This is a genomic window from Pseudomonas sp. FP597, assembly GCF_030687435.1.
Lineage (GTDB): Bacteria > Pseudomonadota > Gammaproteobacteria > Pseudomonadales > Pseudomonadaceae > Aquipseudomonas > Aquipseudomonas lactucae.
The window spans coordinates 5,205,185-5,230,797 of record NZ_CP117432.1; the positions used below are offsets into that span (position 1 = coordinate 5,205,185).

A 25,613-nucleotide genomic window follows, 5' to 3' on the forward strand; every position below is an offset into this window, starting at 1 on the left:
GAGTATTAATTGAAAACAACAGAAAGTAAGCAGGAGGCTTCTGTGTCACTCGTAGTTAACTAGCCGTCGACACAATATGAAAAAACCGCGATTTCGAACAATATCTAAATGCAGCTGTAAGAAGCGGACTACATTTTCTATAAAATCAAAACAATATGATTGCTCCTGCCGCGCTAGAGCAAACAGAAGCATCAAACACTACTAATTTAGTGCAATAGCACTAAATTAGTAGTCAATCAAAACCAACTAACCGACGACCGGTTAGTTGCAAGTCATTCAAGGAATTCGTCGCCGGGTTTCAAGCACCCGGCTTGGCGTCGGCCATAAACAGCAGGCCGCCGGCCCTGGCGCGCTCATGGCACAGCACCAGCACCTGGCGCCGCTCGGCATTGTCCATGCGCCCCCAGCGCGTAATCTCCACCGCCGTGCGCTGGCAGCCGATGCACAGGTCGTCGTCATCCAGTGCGCAAATGCTCACGCATGGCGAGGCGACGGGGCGTTCGGGACGGTTCATGCCGGCTGCTCGGCCAGGTCACGGGCATACCGTTGGGCGTTATGCACATAATGCGCGGCACTGGCTTCAAGCATCTGCTTCTGGGCTTCGGTCAGTTCGCGCACCACCTTGCCCGGCGAGCCGATGACCAGCGAACCATCGGGAATCTCCTTGCCTTCACCGATCAGCGAGTTGGCGCCGATGATGCAATGCTTGCCGATCTTCGCGCCGTTGAGCACTACCGCGTTGATGCCGATCAGGCTGTAGTCGCCAACGGTGCAACCGTGCAGCATGGCGTTATGGCCGACGGTCACGCCGGTGCCGAGGGTCAGCGGGTAGCCCATGTCGGTGTGCATCACGCTGCCGTCCTGCACGTTGCTGTTCCTGCCGATCAGGATCAGTTCGTTGTCGCCCCGCAACACCGCGTTGAACCAGACGTTGGCGCCCTCCTCCAGCTTGACCTTGCCCACCAGCGTGGCATTGGGTGCCACCCAGCTGTGGGGGTGAGTCTCAACACGGGCGTCGCCCAGGCGGTATTTCATGGTGTGTCCTCAGGCTGGCATTTAATCGATGGCTTAGCGATTGACGAAGCTCTTGGGCGGCTGGTGCAGGCTGATCTTGGCGTCGTCATACAGCAGGTTGATCAGCTCGACGATCATGATCGCCGTCAGCCCCCAGATCTTGTACTCGCCGAACCGATAGCTGGGCACGTACCAACTGCGGCCCTGGTAATCGATTCTGTGGGTGTGTTCGCGTGGGTCCTGTCGGAAAAAATCCAAAGGCACGCTGAAGACTGCGGCGATTTCGGCGTCGTTGGCCAGGTATTCGACGTAATCTGGAATAACGCCCACATACGGCGTGACCCGAATACCGTGCAGGGAAATCAGCGGGCTCAACGGGCCGATCACCTCGACCAGCCCCGGCGGCAGGCCGATTTCTTCTTCGGCTTCACGCAGGGCGGTGAACACCAGGTCCGGGTCTTCGGGGTCGCGGCGTCCGCCGGGAAAGGCCACTTCGCCACCGTGGGTCGACAGGCCGCTGGCGCGCAGGGTCAGTATCAGCTCAGGTTCGTCACTGCGGGTAATCGGCACCAGCACCGCGGCCTCGGGGAAGCGCCCGTCGGTTTCCAGTGTGTGGGGGGTGTGGTTGCTTACCCGGCGAAGTAGCTCGTCCAGCATGAGTCATCTCGGTCTGTTGGCTACCTTGCATCATGCACCAAAGCGCGCGGGCGCCCAACCCCAAAACCCCGGCGGTGTCGCTAAACGACAACTTGCAGCGCCCTGCCCGCCACGCCAAGATAGACGCACTTTCCAGGAACCCCAGCATGAACTTCTGCAGCCAGTGCGGTAAACCGGTCATTCAACGCATTCCCGAAGGCGACGGCCGCCTGCGCTTCGTCTGTGATCACTGCTCGACCATCCATTATCAAAACCCCAATATCGTTGCCGGTACCCTGCCGGTGTGGGGCGACAAAGTGCTGCTGTGCCGACGCGCCATCGAGCCACGCCTGGGTTACTGGACCCTGCCCGCGGGCTTCATGGAGAACGGCGAGACCGTCGAACAGGCGGCCCTGCGCGAAACCCTGGAAGAAGCCTGCGCCCGTGTGCGCAACCTCAACATCTACACCCTGATCGACGTGCCGCACATCAACCAGGTGCACATTTTCTACCGTGCCGAGCTGGTCGACCTGGATTTCGCCGCCGGTATCGAAAGCCTTGAAGTACAGCTGTTCGACGAAGCCGACATCCCCTGGTCCGAGCTGGCTTTCCGCACGGTGGGACGTACTTTAGAATGCTTTTTCGCTGACCGCCGGCAACAATCGTACCCGGTGCGCAGCGAGGCTGTGCCGCCGATGGGCAAGCCCGCCCTCTAACCTCCCGGCAGATGGCCTTTAAAGGGATACCGTTTCAATGCGTTGGTTGCTTGCTCTGATCTGCCTGTCGTTCGCCACGCTGTCACCGGCCTCCACCCCGCAAACCCTGGGCGGTAAAACGGTCGAGAAAGTCCTGGTGCTTAAATCCGCCCACCAATTGCAGTTGATCAATGACGGCAAGCCGTTCAAGACCTACCGTATTTCCCTGGGCAAGAACCCCAAGGGCCACAAGCTGATCGAAGGCGACCGTCGTACCCCGGAAGGTCTCTATTGGATCGACTGGCGCAAGACCAGCGACCGCTTCAACCTGGCCATGCACATCTCCTACCCGAATATCAGCGACGCCGCGCGCGCGCGCCGCGAAGGCGTCAAGCCCGGCAGCATGATCATGATCCACGGCACCCCCGACACCGAAGACTACCCGGAGCAGTGGTTCCACACCCTGGACTGGACCGACGGCTGCATCGGTATGCGCAACGTCGACATGCGCGAAGTCTGGAACCTGGTCAAGGACGGCACCCTGATCGAGATTCGCCCGTAAACCCCGACCGTTCGTAAATTAATTCAAAAATATTTCCTGCCCCGCCCCCCTCCCGCCGGTGAATACCAGTTCACCGCGCGAGGCTGCGCCGTTCTGCGCGCCATAAAGACCTCTCTAATACCACTTGATACCAGGCCCCATTACGAAGCCTTTAAACCCTTGAATGCACCGTTTTGGCTGCATTGACATGGTATTTAAGTGGTATTAATTTTCGGCCATTACCGGGCGACAACACTCCAATAACGCATCGGAAACCTGACAGATGAATCCCATCCTGGCCCTGCGCCCCGACGATAAACAATCCACGCCGCTGTACCTGCAATTGGCGCGCAAACTCGAAGCCGCGATCCATGCCGGCCAGTGGACGTCCGAACAGGCGCTGCCGTCCGAGCGCGCGCTCAGCGAGCAGTTGAGCATTTCCCGGGTGACCGCCCGTAAAGCCCTGGAAGTGTTGTTTACCCAGGGCCTGATCCGCCGCAGCCAGGGTTCCGGCACCTTTATAACGCCACGCCTGGAACAACCGCTGTCACGCCTGTCGGGGTTCAGCGAAATGTTGCGCCTCAAAGGCTTCGTGCCAGGCTCGCAATGGCTGGAGCGCGACATTACCCCGCCCACCCATGAAGAACTGATCCGCCTGGCCCTGTCCCCAACCGACAAAGTGGCGCGCCTCAAGCGTCTGCGCAAAGCCGACGACACGGTCATGGCCATCGAGATGACCGCCGTGCCCGCCTCGGTGCTGCCACAGCCGCAGGCGCTGGGCAGCTCGCTGTACGAATACTTCGAAAGCATCGGCAAGCCCATCGTCCGCGCCCTGCAGCATGTGCAAGCGGTCAACGCCTCGGACGAGTTCGCCGCCCTGGTGGGCATCGCCCCCGGCACCGCCATGCTGCTGATGACCCGCGTGGGCTACACCGTCGACAACACGCCGATTGAAATCACCGACACCTACTGCCGCAACGACTACTACGACTTTGTCGCAGAGCTGCGCCGGTACGACTTTGCCGCCGAGTTGCGGCCCTAGGGAACTGCCATGTCCGAAGACAATATCCTCACGCCCGACGGCTGGATTCGCGGCCGTCTGCTGCACGAGCACGGCAAAGTGACCGCCATTGAAGGCACGCCATGCGACCCATCGGAAAACGACTTGCCCTACCTGCTACCGGGCTTTATCGACCTGCATGTGCACGGCGGTGGCGGCAAGGACGTCATGGAAGGCATCGACGCCTTCGAAACCATCACCCGCACCCACCTGCGCTTTGGCACCACCTCGCTGCTGGCCACCACCATGACCGCGCCGGTGGATGAAATCTCCCGTGTGCTGGGCCAACTCGGCACCTTCTGCGAGCAACGTCCCGCCGGCAGCGCCCGGGTACTCGGTGTGCATCTGGAAGGGCCGTATATCAACCCCGGCAAACTCGGCGCGCAGCCCAACTTCGCCCACACCGCTTTAATGGAAGAAGTCGAAGCCTATCTGCGCCTGGCGCCGATCCGGGTGATCACCATCGCCCCGGAAATCGCCGGCCACGACGGGCTGATCCGCGCTCTCAGCGAACGCGGCGTGCGCATGCAGATCGGCCACACCCTGGGCAGCTATGAAGAAGGCGTCGCCGCCCTCGCCGCCGGCGCCACCAGCTTTACCCATCTGTACAACGCCATGAGCCCGCTGCATCACCGCGAGCCCGGCATCGTCGGCGCCGCGCTGGCCCACGCCAAGTACGCAGAATTGATCCCGGATTTACTCCACGTACACCCCGGCGCCATGCGCGTGGCCCTGCGCGCGATCCCGTGCCTGTATTGCGTCACCGATTCCACCGCCGCCGCCGGCATGCCCGACGGTGAATACAAGCTGGGCAGCCACACCGTGACCAAATGCCTGGGCGGTGTGCGCCTGGCCGACGGCACCCTGGCCGGCAGCACCCTGACCATGGACCAGGCGCTGCGCAACCTGGTGAAGATCGGCCTGCCCATCAGCGAAGCCTCACAACGCCTGTCGCAATTTCCTGCGGATTACCTGGGCCTGGAAGAACGCGGGCGCCTGCAGCCCGGCAGTTTTGCCGACTGCGTGCGCCTGGACCGCTCCCTGCATCTGACCGACGTAATGGTCGAAGGAGAACGCCTTGACTTCAAAAATGCTTGAAGAGGCCTTGGCCTCCCGTGACGCGGTTGCCGCCCAATTGCAGCGCCTGAACCCACTGCTGGAAGAAATCGCCGGTCGCCTGCGCCGCCAGCCGCCGCAGGTGGCGATGACCATCGCCCGTGGCAGTTCGGATCACGCCGCCAGCTACTTCGCCTACCTGGCCATGCAGCATGTGGGAGTTCCAGTGGCGTCATTGCCGATGTCGGTGGTGACCTTGCTGCAGGCACCATTGAAAGTCAGCGGCCAGGTCGCATTCGGGTTTTCCCAGTCGGGGCAAAGCCCGGACCTGGTCAACAGCCTGCGCCTGCTGCGCAAGCGCGGCGCCTTGAGCATCTCGCTGGTCAATGCCGAAGACTCGCCGCTGGAAGCCGCGTGTGAATTCCATGTGCCGCTGTGCGCCGGGCCGGAGCTCAGCGTGGCCGCGACCAAGAGTTTTATCGCCACCCTCAGCGCCAGCGCCCTGTTGGTCGGGCACTGGAGCCAGCAAGCGGACTTGTTGCACGCCTGCCAGGCGCTGCCCGAGGGCCTGCGCGACGCCGCCAAACAGGATTGGCGCCCAGCCATCGATGCCCTGCGCGACAGCCAGCGCTTGATGGTCATCGGCCGTGGCGCCGGGTTTGCCATCGCCCAGGAAGCCGCGCTCAAGCTCAAGGAAACCTCGGCGATCCAAGCCGAAGCCTTCAGCAGCGCCGAAGTACGTCACGGACCGATGGCCTTGATCAACGAGCATTACCCGTTGCTGGTGTTCGCCCCGCGCGGCGCCGAGCAAGCCGGTTTGTTGAGCCTGGCCGAGGACATGCGCCAACGCGGCGCCCGCGTGTTACTGGCCGCGCCGGACGATATCGCCGAACGCGACCTGACCCTGAGCCGCGCCGAACACCCGAGCCTGGACCCGATCCTGGCGATCCAGAGTTTCTATGTGATGGCTGCCGGCCTGGCGGTCGCCCGTGGCATGGACCCGGACCAGCCGCGCCACCTGAGCAAAGTCACCCGCACCCACTGAGTGGTTTGCCGTGTTTTCCTGATGAGTACCGTGCCCATGTCCACCAACAATAATGTACTGACCCTAAGCGCTCCCCTCAGCGGGCCGGTGCTGGCCCTGGGCAACGTGCCCGATGACGTGTTCGCCGGCGGCGCCATGGGCGACGGCATTGCCATCGATCCGCTGAATGATTGCCTGCATGCGCCGTGTGACGGGGTGATCATTCATGTCGCGCGCACCGGGCATGCGCTGACGATCCGCGCCGACAACGGTGCCGAGTTGCTGATGCATGTGGGCATCGACACCGTGGAACTGGACGGCGAAGGCTTCGCGTTGCTGGTCGAGGCCGGCGCGCGGGTGACCCAGGGCCAGGCGCTGCTGCGCATTGATCTGGACCGCATTGCGCGCCAGTGCAAAAGCCTGGTCAGCCCGATCATCCTGACCAATGGCGAGCGCTTTGAGGTGCAGCCTCTGGCACGCAGGACGGTCAAGGTCGGCGAGCCGCTGATACGCATACTCGCTCGCTTGACCACCGGCGATGAAACCGCTGTGGATAACTCGGCCGCCGAAGCCGCCGCCAGCGTACGCGTGACCCATCGGGGCGGTCTGCATGCGCGCCCTGCGGCGTTGATCCGCAAGACCGCGCTGGGGTTCAGCAGCCAGGCGCGCGTGCATTACGGTGATAAATCGGCGCCGTGTGACAGCCTGATCGGCTTGATGGGGTTGGGGATCGGCGAAGGCGACGAGGTGCGCGTCAGTTGCCGGGGCAAGGATTGCGAGGCGGCGCTGCAAGCGCTGATTGATGCACTGTCAGCGCCGGTGAAAGACGAACACACGGCACCGGTCGCCGTTACGCCCCGTCGGGCGAGTACCGAAGCCAACGTATTGCAAGGCGTGTGCGCGGCCCCTGGCCTGGTGTGCGGGCCGTTGTTGCGCCTCACCGGCATCGAACTGACGGCGGACAGCGGCACACATTCGGTCGATGACCAACGGCAACGCCTGGACACGGCCCTGGAGCAGGTGCGCAGTGAAATCCGTAGCACCCTGGACCACGCTCGCCAGCGCAAACACGTCGAGGAAGAAGAGATCTTCGCCGCCCACCTGGCCTTGCTCGAAGACTCTGCCCTGCTCGAAGCCGCCAGCGACGCCATTGAACACGGCAGCGCCGCCACCCATGCCTGGCGCGATGCAATCCAGGCCCAGTGCGCGGTGTTGCTGGCCTTGGGCAAACCGCTGTTTGCCGAACGCGCCAATGACCTGCGCGATCTGCAGCAACGCGTGTTGCGCGCGTTGCTGGGTGAGGCCTGGCACTTCGAGTTACCGCCCGGCTCGATTGTCAGCGCCCATGAATTAACCCCGTCGGACTTGCTGCACCTGAGCGCGCAACAGGCGGTCGGCATCTGCATGGCCGAAGGCGGCGCCACTTCACACGTGGCGATCCTGGCGCGCAGTAAAGGCTTGCCCTGTGTGGTCGCGCTGGGCGCCGACGTGCTCGATGTGCCCCAGGGCCAGCACGTGGTACTCGACGCCGCCAACGGCCGTCTGGAACTGGCGCCCAGCGAAGCGCGTCACGCGCAAGTGCACCAGATTCGCAACGCGCAAAAACTGCGCCGTCAACAGCAACAGGCCCAGGCTCAACTGCCGGCGCACACTACAGACGGTGTAAATATTGAAGTGGCCGCCAATGTGGCCTCCAGCAGCGAGGCCCACGCGGCCTTTGAGAACGGCGCCGATGGCGTCGGCCTGCTGCGCACCGAATTCCTGTTCGTCGACCGCCGCACCGCACCGGATGAGCAGGAGCAGCGCCAAGCCTATCAAGCCGTGCTGGATGCCATGGGCGATAAGTCGGTGATCATCCGCACCATCGACGTGGGCGGCGACAAGCAACTCGACTACCTGCCGCTGCCGGTGGAAGCCAACCCGGTGCTGGGCCTGCGCGGCATTCGTCTGGCCCAGGTGCGCCCGGAACTGCTTGACCAGCAACTGCGTGCGCTGCTGCAGGTCACGCCGCTGGCACGCTGTCGCATCCTGCTGCCGATGGTCAGCGAAGTGGATGAACTGTTACAGATCCGCCGGCGCCTGGATGAACTGTGTGTGGAACTTGAGCTGACGCAACGCCCCGAGTTGGGCGTGATGATCGAAGTCCCCGCCGCCGCGCTGATGGCCGAGCAACTGGCCGAACATGCGGACTTTTTGTCCATCGGCACCAATGACCTGTCCCAGTACACCCTGGCGATGGACCGCGACCACGCCGGCCTCGCCGCCCGCGTGGATGCGCTGCACCCAGCCTTGCTGCGGCTGATCGCGCAAACCTGCGCCGGTGCCGCGAAACATGGGCGATGGGTCGGTGTGTGCGGCGCCCTGGCCTCTGACCCGCTGGCCACACCGGTGCTGGTCGGCCTGGGGGTGCGCGAGCTGTCGGTGAGCCCGCCGCAGATCGGCGAAATCAAGGACCGCGTCCGCCATCTGGATGCGGCGCAATGCCGGCAACGCAGCCTTGGCCTGCTCGACCTGAGCAGCGCCAAGGCCGTTCGCCAAGCCTGTCAACACCACTGGCCGCTGAGCTGACCACAACAAAAACAGGGAGACACGCCATGTACCAACACCTTATCGAAGGCCTGCAACGCCTGGGCCGGGCGCTGATGCTGCCGATCGCGATCCTGCCGATCGCCGGCCTCTTGCTGCGCCTGGGCGACACCGACCTGCTCAACATCGCGGTGATGCACGATGCCGGGCAGGCGATCTTCGCCAACCTGGCGCTGATCTTCGCCATTGGCATCGCCGTCGGTTTTGCCCGCGACAATAACGGCACCGCGGGGCTGGCCGGCGCGATTGGTTACCTGGTGATGGTCTCCACGCTCAAGGTGATGGACTCGACCATCAACATGGGCATGCTTGCCGGTATCGCCAGCGGCTTGATGGCGGGCGGGCTGTATAACCGTTTCAAGGACATCAAATTGCCGGAGTACCTGGCATTCTTTGGCGGGCGGCGCTTTGTGCCGATCATCACGGGGTTCAGTGCGGTCGGCCTGGGCGTGATTTTCGGCCTGATCTGGCCACCGGTACAGAGCGGCATCAATAGCTTCGGCGTGCTGTTGATGGAAAGCGGTAGCCTCGGCGCGTTCGTGTTCGGCGTCTTCAACCGCCTGCTGATCGTCACGGGGTTGCACCACATTCTCAACAATATGGCGTGGTTCGTGTTTGGTACCTTTACCGATCCGGTGACCGGTGCCGTGGTGACCGGTGACCTGACCCGCTACTTCGCCGGCGACCCCAAAGGCGGCCAGTTCATGACCGGCATGTTCCCGGTGATGCTGTTCGGTCTGCCCGCTGCGTGTCTGGCGATGTACCGCAATGCACTGCCGGAGAGACGCAAGGTGATGGGCGGGATTTTCCTGTCGATGGCACTGACCTCGTTCTTGACCGGGGTGACCGAGCCGATTGAATTTGCGTTTATGTTTCTGGCGCCATTCCTGTACCTGATTCACGCGCTGCTCACCGGCCTGTCGATGGCGGTCACCGACCTGCTGAATATCCACCTGGGCTTTACCTTCTCCGGTGGGTTTATCGACATGGTGCTGGGCTGGGGCAAGTCCACCAATGGCTGGCTGGTGGTGCCGGTGGGCCTGGCCTACGCGGTGATCTACTACACGGTGTTCAGCTACTGCATCCGCCGCTTCAACCTGAAGACGCCGGGCCGGGAAGATATCCAGGTGGTGCAGGCTGAAGTGATGAGCGATAAAACGCGTGCCACGGCGTATATCCAGGCATTGGGCGGTGCAGATAATTTGTTGAGTGTCGGTGCTTGCACCACGCGCTTGCGCTTGGACATGGTGGATCGCAACAAGGCGGTGGATGCCGAGTTGAAAGCGCTGGGCGCTATGGCGGTGGTGCGGCCGGGGAACGGCGGCAGTTTGCAGGTGGTGGTCGGGCCGATGGCCGATAGTATTGCCGATGAGATTCGCCTCGCCATGCCGTCGTTTGTTGCGAGTGCGCCGGTTGCCGTTGCGCCTGTGGATAAGTCGGTTGCGGTGAATGTGCAAGAGGCTGAGAAATGGCTGGATGCCTTGGGTGGGCGGGGGAATGTGCGCCAGCTGGAAGCGGTGGCGATGACCCGGTTGCGGGTGGAGTTGGGGGATGATTCGGTGGTGTCCGAGGCTCAGCTTACTGCGCTTGGTTGCCAGGGTGTGAGTCAGCTTGAGAGCGGGGTTTGGCACTTGTTGATGGGCGACAAGGCGTCCGGATTGGGTGAGGCGCTGGAGCGGTTGGTTGCCCGCCCGATCAACGCCTGATCACCCTGTGGCGAGGGAGCTTGCTCCCGCTGGACCGGGCTGGCGCTCCAGTGCGAAGCGCTCCCAGGATTTTTGGGGCCGCTGCGCAGCCCAGCGGGAGCAAGCTCCCTCGCCACAGAGTGTGGTTTATTCAGTTGCTGATGGGTACTTCCTGTAGATCCAGTACTCGATCCACCATCAACTGAATACCCTCCACCATTCGATGAATCCCCAGCACTGCATCACGGTGCGGGCCGTCGATTTCAAAAGCCAGATTACCCGCCAGTGCCTGTACGGATGCCAGGTCTTGGGAGGCGTTGGCGAGCAGGGTTTCGCTGTTCAGGTTGGGGAGTACGGTGAAGATTTGGTCGGCAGACTGAGAATCAGATGGGGGGTTTGGACTGTCTTTGATCATGGTAAACCTCTGGTGTGAAGTAAGAACTGCCAGCATCACTTGCAGATGATGGGTGGCAGCTGTATGCGGGCCTGCAAGACCGAGAGTCACCAGCAAGTCTCGGTAGACCCGAAGGTCTCCCGCACACAGCCGCCATAAATGGCGACCATGAAAAAGCGCCGCAATTATAAAGGCGCTTGTAACTAACTGGTGAGGTTTCGGCGGGCTTGCAGTCCCGGTCGTTGAATTAGCAGCGACTGGCGAAGGTTAGTCGTGCGAGTTCCGAGGGACAACCTGAAAGGTTTGTCGGAAAGTTCTGAGGCGCCTGTACAGACGCCATCGGAGGCCCTGACAGACAACAAAAAACCCGCTGACCAAACTGGCCCAGCGGGTTTCTTGTTTTCACAGCCAACGAATCAGAAATCCGCCAACTGCCACACCTCATACGCCGGTGTCTCATACGGATGGCTCAGCTTCAAAGCAGCCACTACAGCCACAATCAACTCATCCGCCACCACCAACTCAACCTTCCACTCTTCAACCACTTCAACCTGGCCGACCTGCCCGATAAACGGCTGGCTGCCATCCAACGCGCGGAATTGGCCCTGGCCCAGCACTCGCCAGGCGCAGCGGTCGTAGTCGCCGATGCGCCCGCCGCCGGCTGCGAAGACGGCGGTTTTTACCGTCTCTACATGGCTGTCGGGCACGAAGAAGGCGAGTTTGTACACGGCCTTAGTTCACCCACACGCGTGCGTTGCGGAACATGCGCATCCAGGCGCCGTCTTCGTTCCACTCTTCCGGGCGCCACGAGTTCTGCACGGCGCGGAATACACGTTCCGGGTGCGGCATCATGATAGTCACGCGACCGTCGCGGCTGGTAAGGCCGGTGATGCCGCGCGGCGAGCCGTTCGGGTTGGCCGGGTAGGTCTCGGTGACTTTGCCGTGGTTATCCACAAACCGCAGCGCCACGGAGCCAGACAGGTCGGCTTCGAGCAACGCTTCTTCGCTGCTGAATTCGGCATGGCCTTCACCGTGGGCGATGGCGATCGGCATGCGCGAACCGGCCATGCCTTGCAGGAAGATCGAGTTGGACTCCTGCACCTGCACCATGGCCACGCGGGCTTCGAACTGCTCGGAACGGTTGCGCACAAAGTGCGGCCAGAACTCGCTGCCCGGGATCAGTTCGCTGAGGTTGGACATCATCTGGCAACCGTTGCACACACCCAGGGTGAAGCTGTCGTTGCGTTCGAAGAAGCCCTGGAACGCATCGCGGGCACGGCTGTTGAACAGGGCCGACTTGGCCCAGCCTTCACCGGCACCCAGCACGTCGCCGTAGGAGAAACCGCCGCAGGCCACGAGGCCTTTGAACTCGTTGAGGTCAACGCGACCGGCGAGGATGTCGCTCATGTGCACGTCGATTGCGTTGAAGCCGGCACGGTCGAACGCCGCCGCCATTTCCACCTGACCGTTGACGCCTTGCTCACGCAGCACGGCAACCTGTGGGCGAATACCCTTTTTGATGTAAGGCGCGGCGATGTCCTGGTTGACGTCGAAGCTGAGCATGGTGCTCAGGCCCGGGTTGTCTTCTTCCAGGATCGTGTCGAATTCCTGCTCGGCGCAGTCGGCGTTATCACGCAGGCGCTGGATCTGGTAGCTGGTCTCGGCCCACTGGCGTTGCAGCAGACGACGCTGACCGGCAAACACGGTGTCGCCGTTGAAGGAAATATTGATTTCACCGTTGTTGATCGGCTGGCCGATCACCGCCACGCAGTCGTCCAGGCCGGCGGCGCTGAATTGTGCGAGTACGTCCGGGGTAGCGTCCTGGCGCACCTGGATCACCGCACCCAATTCTTCGTTGAACAGGATGCCGTTGATTTCAGCGGCGTCCTCGGCAACGCTGTCGAGCACGATGTTCAGGCCACAGTGACCGGCAAACGCCATCTCGACGACGCTGGTCAGCAGACCACCGTCGGAACGGTCGTGGTAGGCCAGCAGGTGGCCGTCGGCATTCAGGCCCTGGATCACGGCGAAGAAGGCTTTGAGGTCTTCGGCGTCATCGACGTCCGGGGCCTGCTTGCCGAGCTTGCCGTGGGTCTGCGCCAGGATCGATGCGCCCATGCGGTTCTGGCCACGGCCCAGGTCGATCAGGATCAGGTCGGTGGTGCCCTTGTCCATGCGCAGTTGCGGGGTCAGGGTCTGGCGGATATCGGTGACCGGCGCAAAACCGGTGACGATCAGCGACAGCGGCGAGGTGACGCTCTTGTCGGTGCCTTCATCGTTCCAACGGGTGGCCATGGACATGGAGTCCTTGCCCACCGGAATGGTAATACCCAGCTCCGGGCACAGCTCCATGCCGACCGCTTTAACCGTGTCGTACAGACGCGCGTCTTCACCGGGGTGGCCGGCGGCGGACATCCAGTTGGCCGACAACTTGATGTCGGACAGCTTGCCGATACGCGAAGCGGCGATGTTGGTGAGGGTTTCACCAATGGCCATGCGGCCCGATGCCGGAGCGTCCAGCAGGGCCAGCGGCGTGCGCTCGCCCATGGCCATGGCTTCACCGGTGTAGACATCGAAGCTGGTGGCGGTGACGGCAACGTCGGCCACCGGCACCTGCCACGGGCCGACCATTTGGTCACGGGCTACCAGGCCGGTGATGGTGCGGTCGCCGATGGTGATCAGGAAGCTTTTGCTCGCCACGGCCGGGTGGTGCAGCACGCGTTCGATGCTGTCGGTCAGGTCGAGGTTGCTTGGGTCGAAATCATCGCCCAGCTCGGTTTCACGCACGGCCGAACGGTGCATGCGCGGGGCCTTGCCCAGCAGCACTTCGAGCGGCATGTCCACCGGGCTGTTGCCGAAGTGGCTGTCGGTGACCGTCAACTGCGGCTCGGCAGTGGCTTCGCCAACCACGGCAAACGGGCAACGCTCGCGTTCGCAGATGGCCTGGAAGCGTGCGAAGTCTTCAGGACCGACGGCCAGTACGTAGCGTTCCTGGGATTCGTTGCTCCAGATTTCGTGCGGGGCCATGCCCGGCTCGTCGTTTGGAATGTTGCGCAGTTCGAAACGGCCACCGCGGTCGCCATCGTTGACCAGTTCCGGGAAGGCGTTGGACAAACCGCCGGCACCGACGTCGTGGATGAAGCTGATCGGGTTCTTGTCGCCCAACTGCCAGCAACGGTCGATGACTTCCTGGCAGCGGCGTTCCATCTCCGGGTTTTCGCGCTGTACGGAAGCGAAGTCCAGGTCGGCCGAGCTGGTGCCGGTGGCCATGGAGGAAGCGGCGCCGCCGCCCAGGCCGATGAGCATGGCCGGGCCGCCGAGTACGATCAACTTGGAGCCGACCAGGATCTCGCCTTTCTTGACGTGTCCTTCACGGATGTTGCCCATGCCGCCGGCCAACATGATCGGCTTGTGGTAACCGCGCACTTCATCGCCACGCGGGGTGGTGATGGACTGTTCGAAGGTACGGAAGTAGCCGGTGAGCGCCGGACGCCCGAATTCGTTGTTGAACGCGGCGCCGCCCAGCGGGCCTTCGATCATGATGTCCAGCGCGGTGACGATGCGCTCAGGCTTGCCGTACGGCACTTCCCACGGCTGTTCGAAGCCCGGGATCTGCAGGTTGGACACGGTGAAGCCGGTGAGGCCCGCCTTTGGCTTGGCGCCACGGCCGGTGGCACCTTCGTCGCGGATCTCGCCGCCGGAACCGGTGGCGGCGCCCGGGAACGGGGCAATCGCGGTCGGGTGGTTGTGGGTTTCAACCTTCATCAGGATATGCACCGGCTCCTGCACCGCGCCGTACTGGCGGGTCTCGGGGTCCGGGAAGAAGCGGCCGGCGACGGAGCCGACGATGACCGAGGCGTTGTCCTTATAAGCCGACAGAACGCCTTCGCTGTGCATCACGTAGGTGTTCTTGATCATGCCGAACAGGCTTTTTTCCTGGCTCTGGCCGTCAATGTCCCAACTGGCGTTGAAGATCTTGTGACGGCAATGCTCGGAGTTGGCCTGGGCGAACATCATCAGTTCGATGTCGTGCGGGTTGCGCTTGAGACCGTTGAAGGCATTGACCAGGTAGTCGATCTCGTCTTCGGCCAGGGCCAGGCCCAGCTCGGTGTTGGCCTTCTCGAGGGCGGCGCGGCCACCGCCGAGCACGTCGATCGCGGTGAGCGGCTTGGGTTCGGCGTGGCTGAACAGGCCGGCGGCCTGTTCCAGCTGGCTGACGATGATCTGGGTCATGCGGTCGTGCAGGCTGCTGGCAATCAGCTCGGCCTCGGCATCGCTGAACCCACCTTCGACGTAGAAGGCAATACCACGCTCCAGGCGCGGGATTTTATCCAGGCCGCAGTTACGCGCGATATCGCTGGCTTTGCTCGACCAGGGCGAGATGGTGCCGAACCGTGGCAGAACCAGGAACAAGCGGCCGGTCGGCTCTTGAACGGGAACGCTTGGGCCGTACTTCAGAAGGCGTGCCAGCACTTGCTGCTCGTCGGCGGTCAAGACGCCGGTAACGTCGGCGAAGTGAGCAAATTCAGCATACAAGCCAGTGACAGCTGGAACCTTCTGGCTCAGTTGCTCAAGGAGTTTGCTGTGGCGAAAGGCAGAAAGGGCAGGAGCGCCGCGCAGGATCAACATCTTCGGGACAGCCTCGGGAAGGGGTGTGCTTTGAGGCCGTGCATTCTAGCGTAAACCTGCGCCAACGGCACCCGAAACGGCACGGCTGGCTGCTGCCGAACGTCAGTTGGCACCGATTGCACGGTATCGAGGCGCTATCGCAGACATTCCGCACAGTTATTTTAACCGTCACAATTGCTCGTCAACCCACGTTTCTGCGGGCTGCAGCACAGTTTTGACGGCGCTAGCAGACAAGTCCGCCGCTGTCGAGATATGGCGCCGTGAGCCGTTTGCGTATACTGCGCAGATGTTCTCACCAACTGCTTTGCGCCCGCGATGCGCCAAATGGCTCGTCGCCACCGGACTCTTTTTATTGCTCAGCGCCTGTGTTGATAAACCCAGCACGCTCGAGCGAATCAAGGAGGATGGCGTCTTGCGGGTGATAACCCGGAACAGCCCGGCCACGTATTTTCAGGACCGCAACGGTGAAACCGGTTTCGAATACGAACTGGTCAAGCGTTTTGCCGATGACCTGGGCGTGAAGCTGGAGATAGAAACCGCCGACAACCTCGACGACCTGTTCGGCCAGTTGGGCAAACCCAACGGCCCGGTTCTCGCCGCCGCCGGGCTGGTTGGCAGCGAGCAGCGCCAGCAGCAGGTACGTTTCTCCCACCCTTACCTTGAAGTCACCCCGCAGATCATCTACCGCAACGGCCAATCGCGCCCGACCAACGCCGCGGATCTGGTGGGCAAGAAGATCATGGTGCTCAAGGGCAGTACCCACGCCGAACAACTGGCCGAGTTGAAAAAGCAGAATCCTGCAATCGAATACGAAGAGTCCGACGCCGTTGAAGTCGTCGATTTGTTGCGCATGGTGGACGAGGGGCAAATCGACCTGACCCTGGTGGACTCCAACGAAGTGGCGATGAACCAGGTGTACTTCCCCAACGTGCGCGTGGCGTTCGACCTGGGCAACGCCAGCAATCAGAGCTGGGCCGTGGCGGCAGGCGAAGACAACAGCCTGCTCAACGAGATCAACAGCTACCTGGACAAGGTGGAAAAGAACGGCACCCTGCAGCGTCTCAAGGATCGCTATTACGGGCATGTCGATGTACTCGGCTATGTCGGCGCCTATACCTTCGCCCAGCATTTGCAGCAACGTCTGCCCAAGTACGAGAAGCACTTTCGCGCCTACGCCAAGGAAGAAAAAGTCGATTGGCGCTTACTGGCGGCCATCGGTTATCAGGAATCGCTGTGGCAACCGGCGGTCACCTCCAAGACCGGCGTGCGCGGCCTGATGATGCTGACCCAGAACACCGCTCAGGCGATGGGCGTATCCAACCGCCTGGACGCCAGACAGAGCATCATGGGCGGCGCCAAGTACCTGGCCAAGATCAAGGATGAGCTGGACGACAGCATCGCCGAACCGGACCGCACCTGGTTTGCCCTCGCCGCCTACAACGTCGGCACCGGCCATCTGGACGACGCGCGGCTTTTGGCGAAGAAAGAAGGCCTGAACCCGAACAAATGGCTGGATGTGAAGAAAATGCTGCCGCGTCTGTCGCAGAAGCAGTGGTACAGCAAGACCCGCTACGGCTACGCCCGTGGTGGTGAGCCGGTGCATTTTGTGGCGAACATCCGACGTTACTACGACATCCTCACCTGGGTGACCCAGCCGCAGCTGGAGGGCAACCAGGTGGTGGAAGGTAATCTGCACGTGCCGGGTGTGGACAAGACCAAGCCGCCGGAAGATAGCCCACAGTTGTAAACAGTCGCTTAACGACGCTGCAAAAACCTGTGGGAGCCGGGCTTGAGGGTGCATCCCTAAGTAGCCGTTACCGCAGAAACGGATATGTACTCGGTCAGATCCAAAAAAATAGTCGTCTGACAAGCCGCCATCGGGGGCAAGCCCCCTCCCACATTCAGGTCGCGGGGTGTCCGTTAGATAGTCGCCAGCTTCAGGGCCGTCACGGGAGCAAGCTCCCTCGCCACAGGCTTCTTTTCGCCCGCGCTATCTCTTGACTGGCAACCTGATCCCACATCGATCTGCTTTGATCTTCAGGCCGGTTGCAGGCCCGTGAGCAAATGCACCACGCCCCCCGCCAGTACCATCACGGCCGGCACACCCGCTGCCTTCAACGCCAGCTCATCCAACCGCCCCGCATCGCGCAGTTGCACGCGCACCCGTGTCAGGGCGACGCGCCGTTGGGACGTGAGGTTATCCGCACCGCCCAGCGCACCGAGCACGCCGGCCGATAACAGGTGTTCGCCTTCAGGCGCGGGTACGGCCTCGGCGACCAGGTCCGGGGTCAGGGCTTTCCAGAATGCCTGCTGCAATTTCTCGAACATGTTCAGTTCTCCAGGACAGGTGAGGTGCCGGCAGTGGCGGTGTGGAACTGGTAAAGGGCTTCGCGTACCTCGACGGCCTCTTCCAGATTCAGCACCTGGCGAGCGATGCACTGGCAGTCTTTCAAGTGCAACTCACGCACGGTGGCCTTGATGGTGGGGATCAACGGCACACTGACCGACAACTCATCCACCCCCAGTCCGATCAACATCGGCACCGCCAGTACTTCTGATCCCAGGGCGCCGCACACACTGACCGGTTTGCCGTGGGCATGGGCCGCCTTGACGGTGCTGGCGATCAGGCGCAGCACGGCCGGGTGATAGCTGTCGGCCTGGCTGGCCAGCCGTGGATGATCACGGTCCATGGCCAGGGTGTACTGGGTGAGGTCGTTGGTGCCGATGGAAAAGAAATCCACATGCGGTGCAAACAGATCCGCCATCAGCGCCGCCGAGGGCACTTCTATCATGATGCCCAGCTTGGGCCGCTCTGCCAGCCCCAGCGCCTGGACCTCTTCTTCCAGTATCCGGCGCGCCAGGTGCAGCTCCGACAACAGGCTGACCATCGGCAACATGATATGCAGCCGGGCCTGACCGGCACTGGCGAGGATCGCCCGGAACTGTTCACGCAGCAGTTCAGGACGCGCCAGGCACAGGCGAATGCCGCGCAAGCCGAGGAAGGGGTTGGTCTCGCTGTCCATCGGAACATAAGCCAGGGGCTTGTCGCCGCCCACATCGAGAGTACGCACCACCAGGTTACGCTCAGGGCCAAGTGCACGGGCGATGGCGCTGTAGGTGTCGGCCTGCTCGCGGGCACTCGGTGCTCGGTTGCGGTCCAGATAGAGAAACTCCGAACGCAGCAGGCCCACACCCTCCCCGCCCAGGAGCAGGGATTGCTCCACCTCCTGCAACGAGGCCACATTGGCCGTGACCTCCACGGCATGACCGTCGCGGGTGACGGCGGCCAATGACGCCTGCGCCACTTCACGCTGGCGCCGCAGCGATTGTTGATGGCGCGCGGTCTCCAGTTGTTCGATCTCGACCGGGTCGGGCTCCAGGTGCAACTCGCCTTTGTCGGCATCGAGCAATACCTGTTTCCCGTTGCTCAGCGCCAGCACGCAAGTCGGCACCCCGCAAATCGCCGGCAGGCCCAGCGCCCGGGCAAGAATCGCCACGTGGCTGGTCGCACCGCCGCCGACCGTGACAAACCCCAGCACCTTGCGCGTATCCAGGCTGGCGGTTTGCGACGGGGTCAGTTGCTCGGCAATCAGAATCGCACGTTCCGGCACTTCCTGGGCGTCGTCCTGGATGCCCAGGATCAGCTTGAGCACACGCCGGCCCACATCGTCCAGGTCGGCCGCGCGCTCGGCAAGCAGCGTATTGCCCAGGCCCTGGAACAGCCGGGTCGTGGCGACCGTGACGCTGTTCCACGCAAACGCAGCGCTTTTGCCTTCGGTCAGCAGGGTGTGTGCCTGCTCCAGCAGGGTCGGGTCTTCGAGCAATTCCTGATGCGCGCGGAAGATCTCGGCCTGGGCGCTGCTCACGTTGGCCTGCATGGCTTGCAGGGCCCGATCGGCATCGCTCAAGGCAAGCGTCAGGGTGGCGCGCTCCTGCGCTTCACCGAGGCCTGCCTCGGTAATGACCAGCGCCGCTTCCTTGATCTGGAATACCTGGCCGAACGCCGATCCCGGCGAGGCGCACACACCCCGCAACAAGGTAGTGGAGCTGACCGGCGCCGGCGTTTCGGCGGTGCTGGCCGGTGCAACACCGACCACGTTTTCGCCGCAGCCGTCGGCGAGCAATGCCACCAAGGCCTCGATCGCCGCCGCTGCATCTTCGCCGGCGGCGCTGACCTGCAAGGTATCGCCGCGCACGGTTTGCAGGGCCATGATGCGCACCAGGGATTTGGCATTGGCGCTCTCGGTCTGCTTATGCAGGTAAATGCTCGCATTGAACCCTTTCGCCGCCTGGGCGAACACCGCCGCCGGGCGCGCATGCAGGCCGTGGGCGTTGAGCAGGGTCAACGGTTTGGAAAACAGCGCATCGCCCTGCTCTTGCGCCACCTCCACGGTGGCCGTGGCAGGCTTGAGCTGCAACACCGGCTGGCCGGCCTCGACCGTACTGGTGGCGGACACCAACAGTTCGAACGGCTCACCGCTGACTACCAGCATCAAGGTCAGCAGGCTGCGGGCATTGAGGGCGATGAAGTCGGCATCGAACTCGATCAGCGGCTGGCCGGCCTGCACCTGCTGACCATCTTCGACCAGCGGCGTAAAGCCCTCGCCCGCCAGGTTCACGGTGTCCAGGCCGATGTGCATCAACACCTGCACGCCGTGCTCGTTGGTGACACTGACGGCATGCCCACTGTCCTGAATGTTACTGATCACACCGGACATGGGCGCGCAAAGGGTCTGCGAAGTCGGATCGATGCACAGGCCATCGCCAAGCAGGCGGCTGGAGAATGCCGGATCGGGCACTTGATCCAGGGGCAGCTGCACCCCGGCCAAGGGTGCCAGCAATACCAAGGGTTGGATTGTGGTCATGACATCACCTGTTGTTGTGTTCTGTGAATAGCCTGGCGGCGCGAGCACACTCGCGCCGGCAGATAAAAATTATTTCCACCAGTACTCGACCTGCACCCCGACGTTGGAGCCATGCCGCGCGGTGCCGTAGCTGCCGGTGTCGGACAAGGCCGAGCCGGCTGCCAGTTCATTGGCGGCACGCTTGGCGGCGGCGTTCCAGGTGGCATAGGTGTAATACAGGCGCACTTCCGGCCGTGCCCAGAATTCCGGGCCTTTGGGCGACCAGGTCGGAGCGAAGGTGAACTTGCTCAACTTGCGCGTGCCGCCGGTGGCGTCGACCTGATCGTGGCCAAGCTCGGCCACCAGCTTGAACTGCTCGGTCAGGGCATAGACCGGGCGTACGCCGAGGGACATCCAGGTCTGGTCCTGGCTGCCGGGACGTACGTCCTTCTGGTACACCGCTTCGATCTGGCCGCCAAACCGCGGCGTCATTTGCCAGTCAAAAAATTCCACCGCACGGTAGCTTTTGCTGCTGTTGTCCAGCGCGGTGTTGCCGGTGTAGCCCAGGCCCGTGCCCGGCCCTTCGCCGTACTGCAAGGCGAATTTGTTCTTGCCGCCGAGGAACGCCTGCTGCACATGCTGCGCGGTCAGCGCCCAACCGCTGTTGGCGTCGCGGCCACCGGCCTTTTCGAGGTAGCTCAGGCCCAGCTCCAGCTCGCCGCCGGGGTTGGTCTTGAAGCCGGCGACGTTGAAGTCGTGACGGGTCACGTAGGCTTTCTGGTAGAGGTTGTCCTTGCGCGACAGGGCGTAGCTGTACTTCAGGTCGCCGATTTTTACGTCTTCGATACCGCCACCGGTGGCACTCTGGTTCCAGTAGTAGAAATCGGAGATATGGATGTCATTACGCTTGTAGTACCGACGCCCGGCCCACAGTGAGCCACCGTTGAGACTGGGCATGTTCGACCACTGCGCATACATCTGCGGCATGCGCGCCGAGCCGTTGTTTTCGCCCTGGAATTTCAGGGCGCGGTCGTACTTGTTGTACAGCGAGGCCATGGCATCGACGCTGAGCACCGAGCCGTCATCCAGGGTAAACACGTCCTGGCGCAGCTCAAGCTCCGCGTACTGTTCGCATTCGTTGCCCAGGCGGTATTTGGTTTGCGCGCCCGGCAACTGGAAGCACTGTTGTGGGCCACTGCCGGTCGACGTCCCCGCCCCGCTGCGCAAATAACCGGCAAATTCCAGGGCATGCGCCGCCAACGGCAACGTCAGGCACGAGGCTGCAAAGCCCAGTTTGAGGGTGGTTTTCATGAGGCACTCCTTTTATTTTTATTGTGTTTGTCGCGTCATACAGCGGGTGTTTCAGCCCCTCAGCAGCAGCACGAACGACTCGTAAGGTCGCAGCGAGACAGTGCCTGTGCGTGGCGGGCAGTCGGGGTAGTTACTGATCAGCAGGCGTTGCTCGGTCGCCTCGGTGATGACATCGGGGGGCAGTTGGATCTGGCACGGTGCGGCGTAGAAATTGTTCAGCACCAACAGGCGCTCGCCCTGCCCTTCGCGCAGGTACGCCCACACTTGAGGGTGCTCGGCCAGCAACGGGCGATACACCCCGTCCTGGATCAGCGGCTGGTGCCGACGCAGGGCAATCAGGGCACGGTAGTGATGCAGCACCGAATGCGGGTCGTCGCGCTGGTTGTCGACATTGATGAGCGCGGCGTTGGCCGCAAGACCGATCCACGGCTCACCACGGCTGAAGCCGGCGTTTTCCCCGGCGTTCCATTGCATCGGTGTGCGCCCGTTGTCGCGGGACTTCTGCATGATCGCCGCCATGCTCGCCGCCTCGGACTCGCCGGCATCGCGCTTGAGGCGATAGATGTTCAGGGTCTCGACATCCCGGTACTGCTCAATGCGCTCGAAACCCGGGTTGGTCATGCCCAGCTCTTCGCCCTGGTAAATGAACGGCGTGCCCTGCAGGAAGTGCAGCGCCGTGGCGAGCATCTTGGCCGACACCACGCGGAACTCGCCGTCATCACCGAAGCGCGAGACCACTCGCGGCTGATCATGGTTACACCAGAACAGTGCGTTCCAGCCGCCACCGGCCTGCATACCCAGTTGCCAATCGGACAGGATGCGTTTGAGCTGCAGAAAATCGAAGTCTGCCCGTATCCATTTTTGCAGGTTCGGGTAATCCACTTTCAGGTGATGAAAGTTGAACGTCATCGACAGCTCTTTCGACTCGGGCCGCGAATAGCGAATGCAGTGCTCAAGGCTGGTGGACGACATTTCGCCGACGTTGATCAGGTCGTACCCCTCGAACACTTCGCGGTGCATTTCCTGCAGGTACCGGTGCACGTTCGGGCCGTCGGTGTAGAAACGCCGACCGTCGCTGGCGTCCTGCGCAAAGTCCGCCGGTTTGGAGATCAGGTTGATCACATCCAGCCGGAAGCCACCGACGCCCTTGTCGCGCCAGAAGCGCATCATCTTGAACACTTCGGCGCGCACCTGGGGGTTGTCCCAGTTGAGGTCGGCCTGGGTATGGTCGAACAGGTGCAGGTAATACTGGCCGGTTTGCGCCTCGTACTCCCAGGCAGAGCCGCCGAACTTGGACTCCCAGTTATTCGGCTGGTCGCGCCAGATGTAGAAGTCACGGTACGGGTTGTCGAGGCTGCTGCGCGCCTGCTGGAACCACTCATGCTCGACCGACGTGTGATTGACCACGATATCCAGCATCAGCTTGATGCCGCGCCTGGCCGCCTCGTGGATCAACAGCTCGCAATCGGCCATGGTCCCGTAGCTGGGGTCGATGGCGTAGTAGTCGCTGATGTCGTAACCGTTGTCGCGCTGGGGCGAGCGCAGGAACGGGGTGACCCACAGGCAATCGATGCCCAGCCATTGCAGGTAGTCGAGCTTGTCGACGATGCCCAGCAGGTCGCCGGTCGCGTTCCCTGCATGGCTGTGGAAGCTCTTGGGATAGATCTGGTAGATCACCGAGTGTTGCCAGGCTTGCATGGTGGGTCCTCGAGTAGAATTTTGTACTGGCCTTGAAGGCCTCATCAGCGATAGTTCAGGCAACCCGATAACCCGGCCGGACAATCTTCATGCTCAACACACAGGTCAGCGCAAACGGCACCACGATCGCGACCGTCATGCCGACGACAAACAACGGGATGAACTCAGGCATGATCGAGATGAAACCGGGCAGGCCACCCACACCGATAGCCGAGGCCTGGACCTTGTTCAGCGACAGGAAAATGCTGCCCAACGCGGAACCGGCGAGCGCCGCGTAGAACGGGAATTTGAAGCGCAGGTTGACGCCGAACATCGCCGGCTCAGTGATGCCGAAGTACGCGGAAATCGCCGAGGTCGAGGCCATGCTTTTGTCACGGGCGTTGCGGGTCATGTAGAACACCGCCAGTGCCGCGCTGCCCTGGGCCAGGTTGGACATGACGATCATTGGCCAGATAAAGGTGCCGCCCTGGCTGGAAATAAGTTGCAGGTCCACGGCGAGGAACATGTGGTGCATGCCGGTGATGACCAGCGGCGCATACAACAGGCCGAACAGTGCGCCGCCGACCATGGGCGCCAGGTCGAACAGGGTGACCATGCCTTCGGTGATGAGGATGCCGAGGTGACGGGTCACCGGGCCGATGATCGCCAGCGCCAGCACGCCGGTAACAACGATGGTGGTGATGGGGATCACCAGCAATTGGATGGCATTCGGCACGCGCGCGCGCAACCATTTTTCGATCACGCTCATGACGTAGGCGGCCAGCAGGATCGGCAGGATCTGCCCCTGGTAACCGACTTTTTCGATCTGGAACCAACCGAAGATATCGAAGTACGGCAGGCTCTGGCCGTCGAGGCCGGCGACGGCCTTGCCGTAGTTCCAGGCGTTGAGCAGGTCGGGGTGGACCAGCATCAGGCCAAGCACGATGCCGAGGATTTCACTGCCGCCAAACCGCTTGGCCGCCGACCAGCCCACCAGCGCCGGCAGGAACACGAACGAGGTGTTGGCCATCAGGTTGATCAGGCTCCACAGGCCATCCAGGTTCGGATAGGCCTCCAGCAGCGTTTGCCCCTCGATGAACATGCCCTTGGCGCCCATCAGGTTGTTGATGCCCATCAACAGGCCGGCAATGATCAGCGCCGGCAGGATCGGCATGAACACATCGGAGAACACCCGCACCAGTTGTTGCAGGGGGTTGATCTTGTCGCCGGCGGCTTTCTTGACGTCGGCAATGGTCGAGGCGGCAAGGCCGGTCTGCTCGCGCAGGGCGGCGTAGACCTTTTCCACTTCGCCGGGGCCGATGACGACCTGGAACAAGCCGCCGGTAAAGAAGGAGCCCTTGACCAGGTCGACCTGGTTCAGTGCCGGGCTGTTGACCAGGTTCTGGTCCTTGAGGGCCAGGCGCAGGCGCGTCACACAGTGCGCGGCCTGCTCCAGGTTATCGGCGCCGCCGAGGTGCTGGAGCAACTCGCGGGCAATGTTGGGGTAGTCGTGGCTCATGGGTTTTCTTCCACTTTTCTTGTTATCGGGAGTGACCTTGGCAGTCCAACGACGTCAAAAGTACTCGTCTGTACGAGTTAAATCAACAACTCGTACAGACGAGTTTAAAAATGGATTAATTTTCTGTTTTCTGTGTCGGATACTTCTGAAATTTCAAATCGATTGAATGGACAACGCCCCGGCACTGCCACTAAGGTTCCTGCCTTGAACGCCAACGCGGTACAGAGCCCTCCAACATGAGCAAATACAACCAGATCTATACCGATCTGCTTGCCAGCATCACGACCGAACGGCTGCAGCGTGGTACCCGCCTGCCTTCCGAAACCGAATTGATGAGCGCCTACCAGGCCAGCCGTGGCACCGTGCGCCGGGCCATCGAGCAGTTACAGGAGCGGGGCTTCGCGCAAAAGATTCATGGCAAGGGCACGTTTGTGTTGTCGCCCAACCCCATCGAGTTCCAGTTGGGCGGCATCGTCAGCTTTCGCGAAACCCATGCCGACCTGGGCGATGACGTACAGACCGAAGTGGTGCAGTTCAGCCAGTTCGCCCTGGAGGGCGCGCTGCTCGAACACATCGAAGCCGAACCCGGCAGCCTGATCACGCAGATCAAGCGGGTACGACGCATTGGCGGCAAACGGGTGATCCTCGACATCAACCACTTCGTCGCCGACGTGATCCCGGGGCTGGACCAGGCGATTGCCGGGCAGTCGATCTACGCGTTCATCGAGCAGACCTTGCAGTTGCAGATCAGCTACGCCCAACGCACCATCGAAGCCCTGCCCCGCAGCAAGGACGACCAGGCGCACCTGGACCTGGATGGGCAAAGCCATGTGATCGTGGTGAGTAACCAGACGTTTTTGCAGGATGGGCGGCAGTTCGAGTACACCGAGTCGCGGCATACGTTGGATAAGTTTTACTTTTCGGATATTGCACGGCGGTAAT

The 25,613-nt window shown here is 62.2% G+C and carries 20 protein-coding genes; 9 read left to right on the forward strand and 11 right to left on the reverse strand.

Annotated features, from left to right (window positions below; genetic code table 11):
• Window positions 1–298: 298 nt before the first annotated feature.
• The 3 genes from PSH66_RS23855 to PSH66_RS23865 are packed head-to-tail and all read right to left on the reverse strand — an operon-like array spanning window position 299 to window position 1,671.
• Window positions 299–514 carry a DUF1289 domain-containing protein gene (locus PSH66_RS23855; RefSeq protein WP_305427745.1) on the reverse strand — a complete coding sequence of 72 codons (216 nt, stop codon included), beginning with the start codon at window positions 512–514 and terminating at the stop codon, window positions 299–301.
• Window positions 511–1,035: a gamma carbonic anhydrase family protein gene (locus PSH66_RS23860; RefSeq protein ID WP_141063378.1), complete on the reverse strand. Its 525-nt coding sequence runs from the start codon at window positions 1,033–1,035 to the stop codon at window positions 511–513. Before PSH66_RS23860 ends, PSH66_RS23855 begins: the two co-directional genes overlap by 4 nt.
• A 33-nt stretch (window positions 1,036–1,068) precedes the next feature.
• On the reverse strand, window positions 1,069–1,671 hold the full coding sequence (locus tag PSH66_RS23865) for a CoA pyrophosphatase (protein WP_003175915.1): 603 nt from the start codon (window positions 1,669–1,671) through the stop codon (window positions 1,069–1,071).
• Window positions 1,672–1,817: 146 nt separating this feature from the next.
• On the opposite strand from PSH66_RS23865, the gene PSH66_RS23870 reads away from it, so the two are divergent.
• From PSH66_RS23870 to nagE, 7 genes are all read left to right on the forward strand, one after another.
• Window positions 1,818–2,366 carry an NUDIX hydrolase gene (locus PSH66_RS23870; protein ID WP_042945240.1) on the forward strand — a complete coding sequence of 183 codons (549 nt, stop codon included), beginning with the start codon at window positions 1,818–1,820 and terminating at the stop codon, window positions 2,364–2,366.
• 37 nt (window positions 2,367–2,403) lie between these two features.
• Complete coding sequence (locus PSH66_RS23875; protein ID WP_003175917.1) at window positions 2,404–2,907, forward strand: murein L,D-transpeptidase family protein; 504 nt, start codon at window positions 2,404–2,406, stop codon at window positions 2,905–2,907.
• A gap of 262 nt (window positions 2,908–3,169) precedes the next feature.
• On the forward strand, window positions 3,170–3,928 hold the full coding sequence (locus PSH66_RS23880; RefSeq protein WP_141063379.1) for a GntR family transcriptional regulator: 759 nt from the start codon (window positions 3,170–3,172) through the stop codon (window positions 3,926–3,928).
• 9 nt (window positions 3,929–3,937) lie between these two features.
• Window positions 3,938–5,044, forward strand: a complete 1,107-nt coding sequence (gene nagA / locus PSH66_RS23885) for an N-acetylglucosamine-6-phosphate deacetylase (RefSeq protein WP_003175919.1) — start codon at window positions 3,938–3,940, stop codon at window positions 5,042–5,044.
• Entirely contained in the window at window positions 5,037–6,047 is a 1,011-nt protein-coding gene (locus PSH66_RS23890) for an SIS domain-containing protein (RefSeq protein WP_042945242.1), read from the forward strand. The genes nagA and PSH66_RS23890 overlap by 8 nt, the downstream gene beginning before the upstream one ends.
• Window positions 6,048–6,083: 36 nt before the next feature.
• A complete protein-coding gene (ptsP, locus tag PSH66_RS23895) occupies window positions 6,084–8,594 on the forward strand; it encodes a phosphoenolpyruvate--protein phosphotransferase (protein ID WP_305427746.1) in 2,511 nt (836 codons plus the stop codon).
• 26 nt (window positions 8,595–8,620) lie between these two features.
• Window positions 8,621–10,318: an N-acetylglucosamine-specific PTS transporter subunit IIBC gene (gene nagE, locus PSH66_RS23900; RefSeq protein WP_305427747.1), complete on the forward strand. Its 1,698-nt coding sequence runs from the start codon at window positions 8,621–8,623 to the stop codon at window positions 10,316–10,318.
• A 130-nt stretch (window positions 10,319–10,448) separates the two neighbouring features.
• On the opposite strand, the gene PSH66_RS23905 is transcribed toward nagE, so the two are convergent.
• From PSH66_RS23905 to purL, 3 genes are all read right to left on the reverse strand, one after another.
• Window positions 10,449–10,712, reverse strand: coding sequence for a DUF6124 family protein (locus tag PSH66_RS23905; RefSeq protein ID WP_141065025.1), 264 nt, complete (start codon window positions 10,710–10,712; stop codon window positions 10,449–10,451).
• Window positions 10,713–11,107: 395 nt separating this feature from the next.
• Entirely contained in the window at window positions 11,108–11,419 is a 312-nt protein-coding gene (locus PSH66_RS23910; protein WP_305427748.1) for an NGG1p interacting factor NIF3, read from the reverse strand.
• A gap of 4 nt (window positions 11,420–11,423) precedes the next feature.
• Window positions 11,424–15,320, reverse strand: coding sequence for a phosphoribosylformylglycinamidine synthase (gene purL, locus PSH66_RS23915; protein ID WP_305427749.1), 3,897 nt, complete (start codon window positions 15,318–15,320; stop codon window positions 11,424–11,426).
• Between the two features lie 286 nt (window positions 15,321–15,606).
• Here purL and mltF point away from each other — a divergent pair, with 286 nt between their 5' ends.
• Entirely contained in the window at window positions 15,607–17,067 is a 1,461-nt protein-coding gene (gene mltF, locus PSH66_RS23920) for a membrane-bound lytic murein transglycosylase MltF (protein ID WP_003175928.1), read from the forward strand.
• Window positions 17,068–17,357: 290 nt separating this feature from the next.
• On the opposite strand, the gene PSH66_RS23925 is transcribed toward mltF, so the two are convergent.
• From PSH66_RS23925 to treP, 5 genes are all read right to left on the reverse strand, one after another.
• Entirely contained in the window at window positions 17,358–17,648 is a 291-nt protein-coding gene (locus tag PSH66_RS23925) for a PTS transporter subunit EIIB (RefSeq protein WP_003175929.1), read from the reverse strand.
• A 2-nt stretch (window positions 17,649–17,650) separates the two neighbouring features.
• Window positions 17,651–20,185: a phosphoenolpyruvate--protein phosphotransferase gene (gene ptsP / locus PSH66_RS23930; RefSeq protein ID WP_141065027.1), complete on the reverse strand. Its 2,535-nt coding sequence runs from the start codon at window positions 20,183–20,185 to the stop codon at window positions 17,651–17,653.
• A gap of 69 nt (window positions 20,186–20,254) precedes the next feature.
• A complete protein-coding gene (locus PSH66_RS23935) occupies window positions 20,255–21,475 on the reverse strand; it encodes a carbohydrate porin (protein ID WP_305427750.1) in 1,221 nt (406 codons plus the stop codon).
• A gap of 51 nt (window positions 21,476–21,526) precedes the next feature.
• Entirely contained in the window at window positions 21,527–23,173 is a 1,647-nt protein-coding gene (gene treC, locus PSH66_RS23940; RefSeq protein ID WP_042945247.1) for an alpha,alpha-phosphotrehalase, read from the reverse strand.
• A 55-nt stretch (window positions 23,174–23,228) separates the two neighbouring features.
• The gene (gene treP / locus PSH66_RS23945) at window positions 23,229–24,671 is read right to left on the reverse strand and encodes a PTS system trehalose-specific EIIBC component (RefSeq protein ID WP_078825966.1); all 1,443 of its coding nucleotides are present in this window, start codon (window positions 24,669–24,671) and stop codon (window positions 23,229–23,231) included.
• Window positions 24,672–24,907: 236 nt separating this feature from the next.
• Here treP and treR point away from each other — a divergent pair, with 236 nt between their 5' ends.
• Window positions 24,908–25,612 carry a trehalose operon repressor gene (treR, locus tag PSH66_RS23950; protein ID WP_003175934.1) on the forward strand — a complete coding sequence of 235 codons (705 nt, stop codon included), beginning with the start codon at window positions 24,908–24,910 and terminating at the stop codon, window positions 25,610–25,612.
• Window position 25,613 lies beyond the last annotated feature (1 nt).

Coding starts and splice junctions, on each gene's coding strand:
- purL (WP_305427749.1), bottom strand. CDS start 15,320: ATGTTGATCCTGCGCGGCGCTCCTGCCCTTTCTGCCTTTCGCCACAGC.
- PSH66_RS23935 (WP_305427750.1), bottom strand. CDS start 21,475: ATGAAAACCACCCTCAAACTGGGCTTTGCAGCCTCGTGCCTGACGTTG.
- PSH66_RS23925 (WP_003175929.1), bottom strand. CDS start 17,648: ATGTTCGAGAAATTGCAGCAGGCATTCTGGAAAGCCCTGACCCCGGAC.
- PSH66_RS23860 (WP_141063378.1), bottom strand. CDS start 1,035: ATGAAATACCGCCTGGGCGACGCCCGTGTTGAGACTCACCCCCACAGC.
- treC (WP_042945247.1), bottom strand. CDS start 23,173: ATGCAAGCCTGGCAACACTCGGTGATCTACCAGATCTATCCCAAGAGC.
- PSH66_RS23865 (WP_003175915.1), bottom strand. CDS start 1,671: ATGCTGGACGAGCTACTTCGCCGGGTAAGCAACCACACCCCCCACACA.
- PSH66_RS23905 (WP_141065025.1), bottom strand. CDS start 10,712: ATGATCAAAGACAGTCCAAACCCCCCATCTGATTCTCAGTCTGCCGAC.
- PSH66_RS23870 (WP_042945240.1), top strand. CDS start 1,818: ATGAACTTCTGCAGCCAGTGCGGTAAACCGGTCATTCAACGCATTCCC.
- PSH66_RS23890 (WP_042945242.1), top strand. CDS start 5,037: ATGCTTGAAGAGGCCTTGGCCTCCCGTGACGCGGTTGCCGCCCAATTG.
- nagE (WP_305427747.1), top strand. CDS start 8,621: ATGTACCAACACCTTATCGAAGGCCTGCAACGCCTGGGCCGGGCGCTG.
- ptsP (WP_141065027.1), bottom strand. CDS start 20,185: ATGACCACAATCCAACCCTTGGTATTGCTGGCACCCTTGGCCGGGGTG.
- PSH66_RS23880 (WP_141063379.1), top strand. CDS start 3,170: ATGAATCCCATCCTGGCCCTGCGCCCCGACGATAAACAATCCACGCCG.
- treR (WP_003175934.1), top strand. CDS start 24,908: ATGAGCAAATACAACCAGATCTATACCGATCTGCTTGCCAGCATCACG.
- nagA (WP_003175919.1), top strand. CDS start 3,938: ATGTCCGAAGACAATATCCTCACGCCCGACGGCTGGATTCGCGGCCGT.
- mltF (WP_003175928.1), top strand. CDS start 15,607: ATGTTCTCACCAACTGCTTTGCGCCCGCGATGCGCCAAATGGCTCGTC.
- treP (WP_078825966.1), bottom strand. CDS start 24,671: ATGAGCCACGACTACCCCAACATTGCCCGCGAGTTGCTCCAGCACCTC.
- PSH66_RS23875 (WP_003175917.1), top strand. CDS start 2,404: ATGCGTTGGTTGCTTGCTCTGATCTGCCTGTCGTTCGCCACGCTGTCA.
- PSH66_RS23855 (WP_305427745.1), bottom strand. CDS start 514: ATGAACCGTCCCGAACGCCCCGTCGCCTCGCCATGCGTGAGCATTTGC.
- ptsP (WP_305427746.1), top strand. CDS start 6,084: ATGTCCACCAACAATAATGTACTGACCCTAAGCGCTCCCCTCAGCGGG.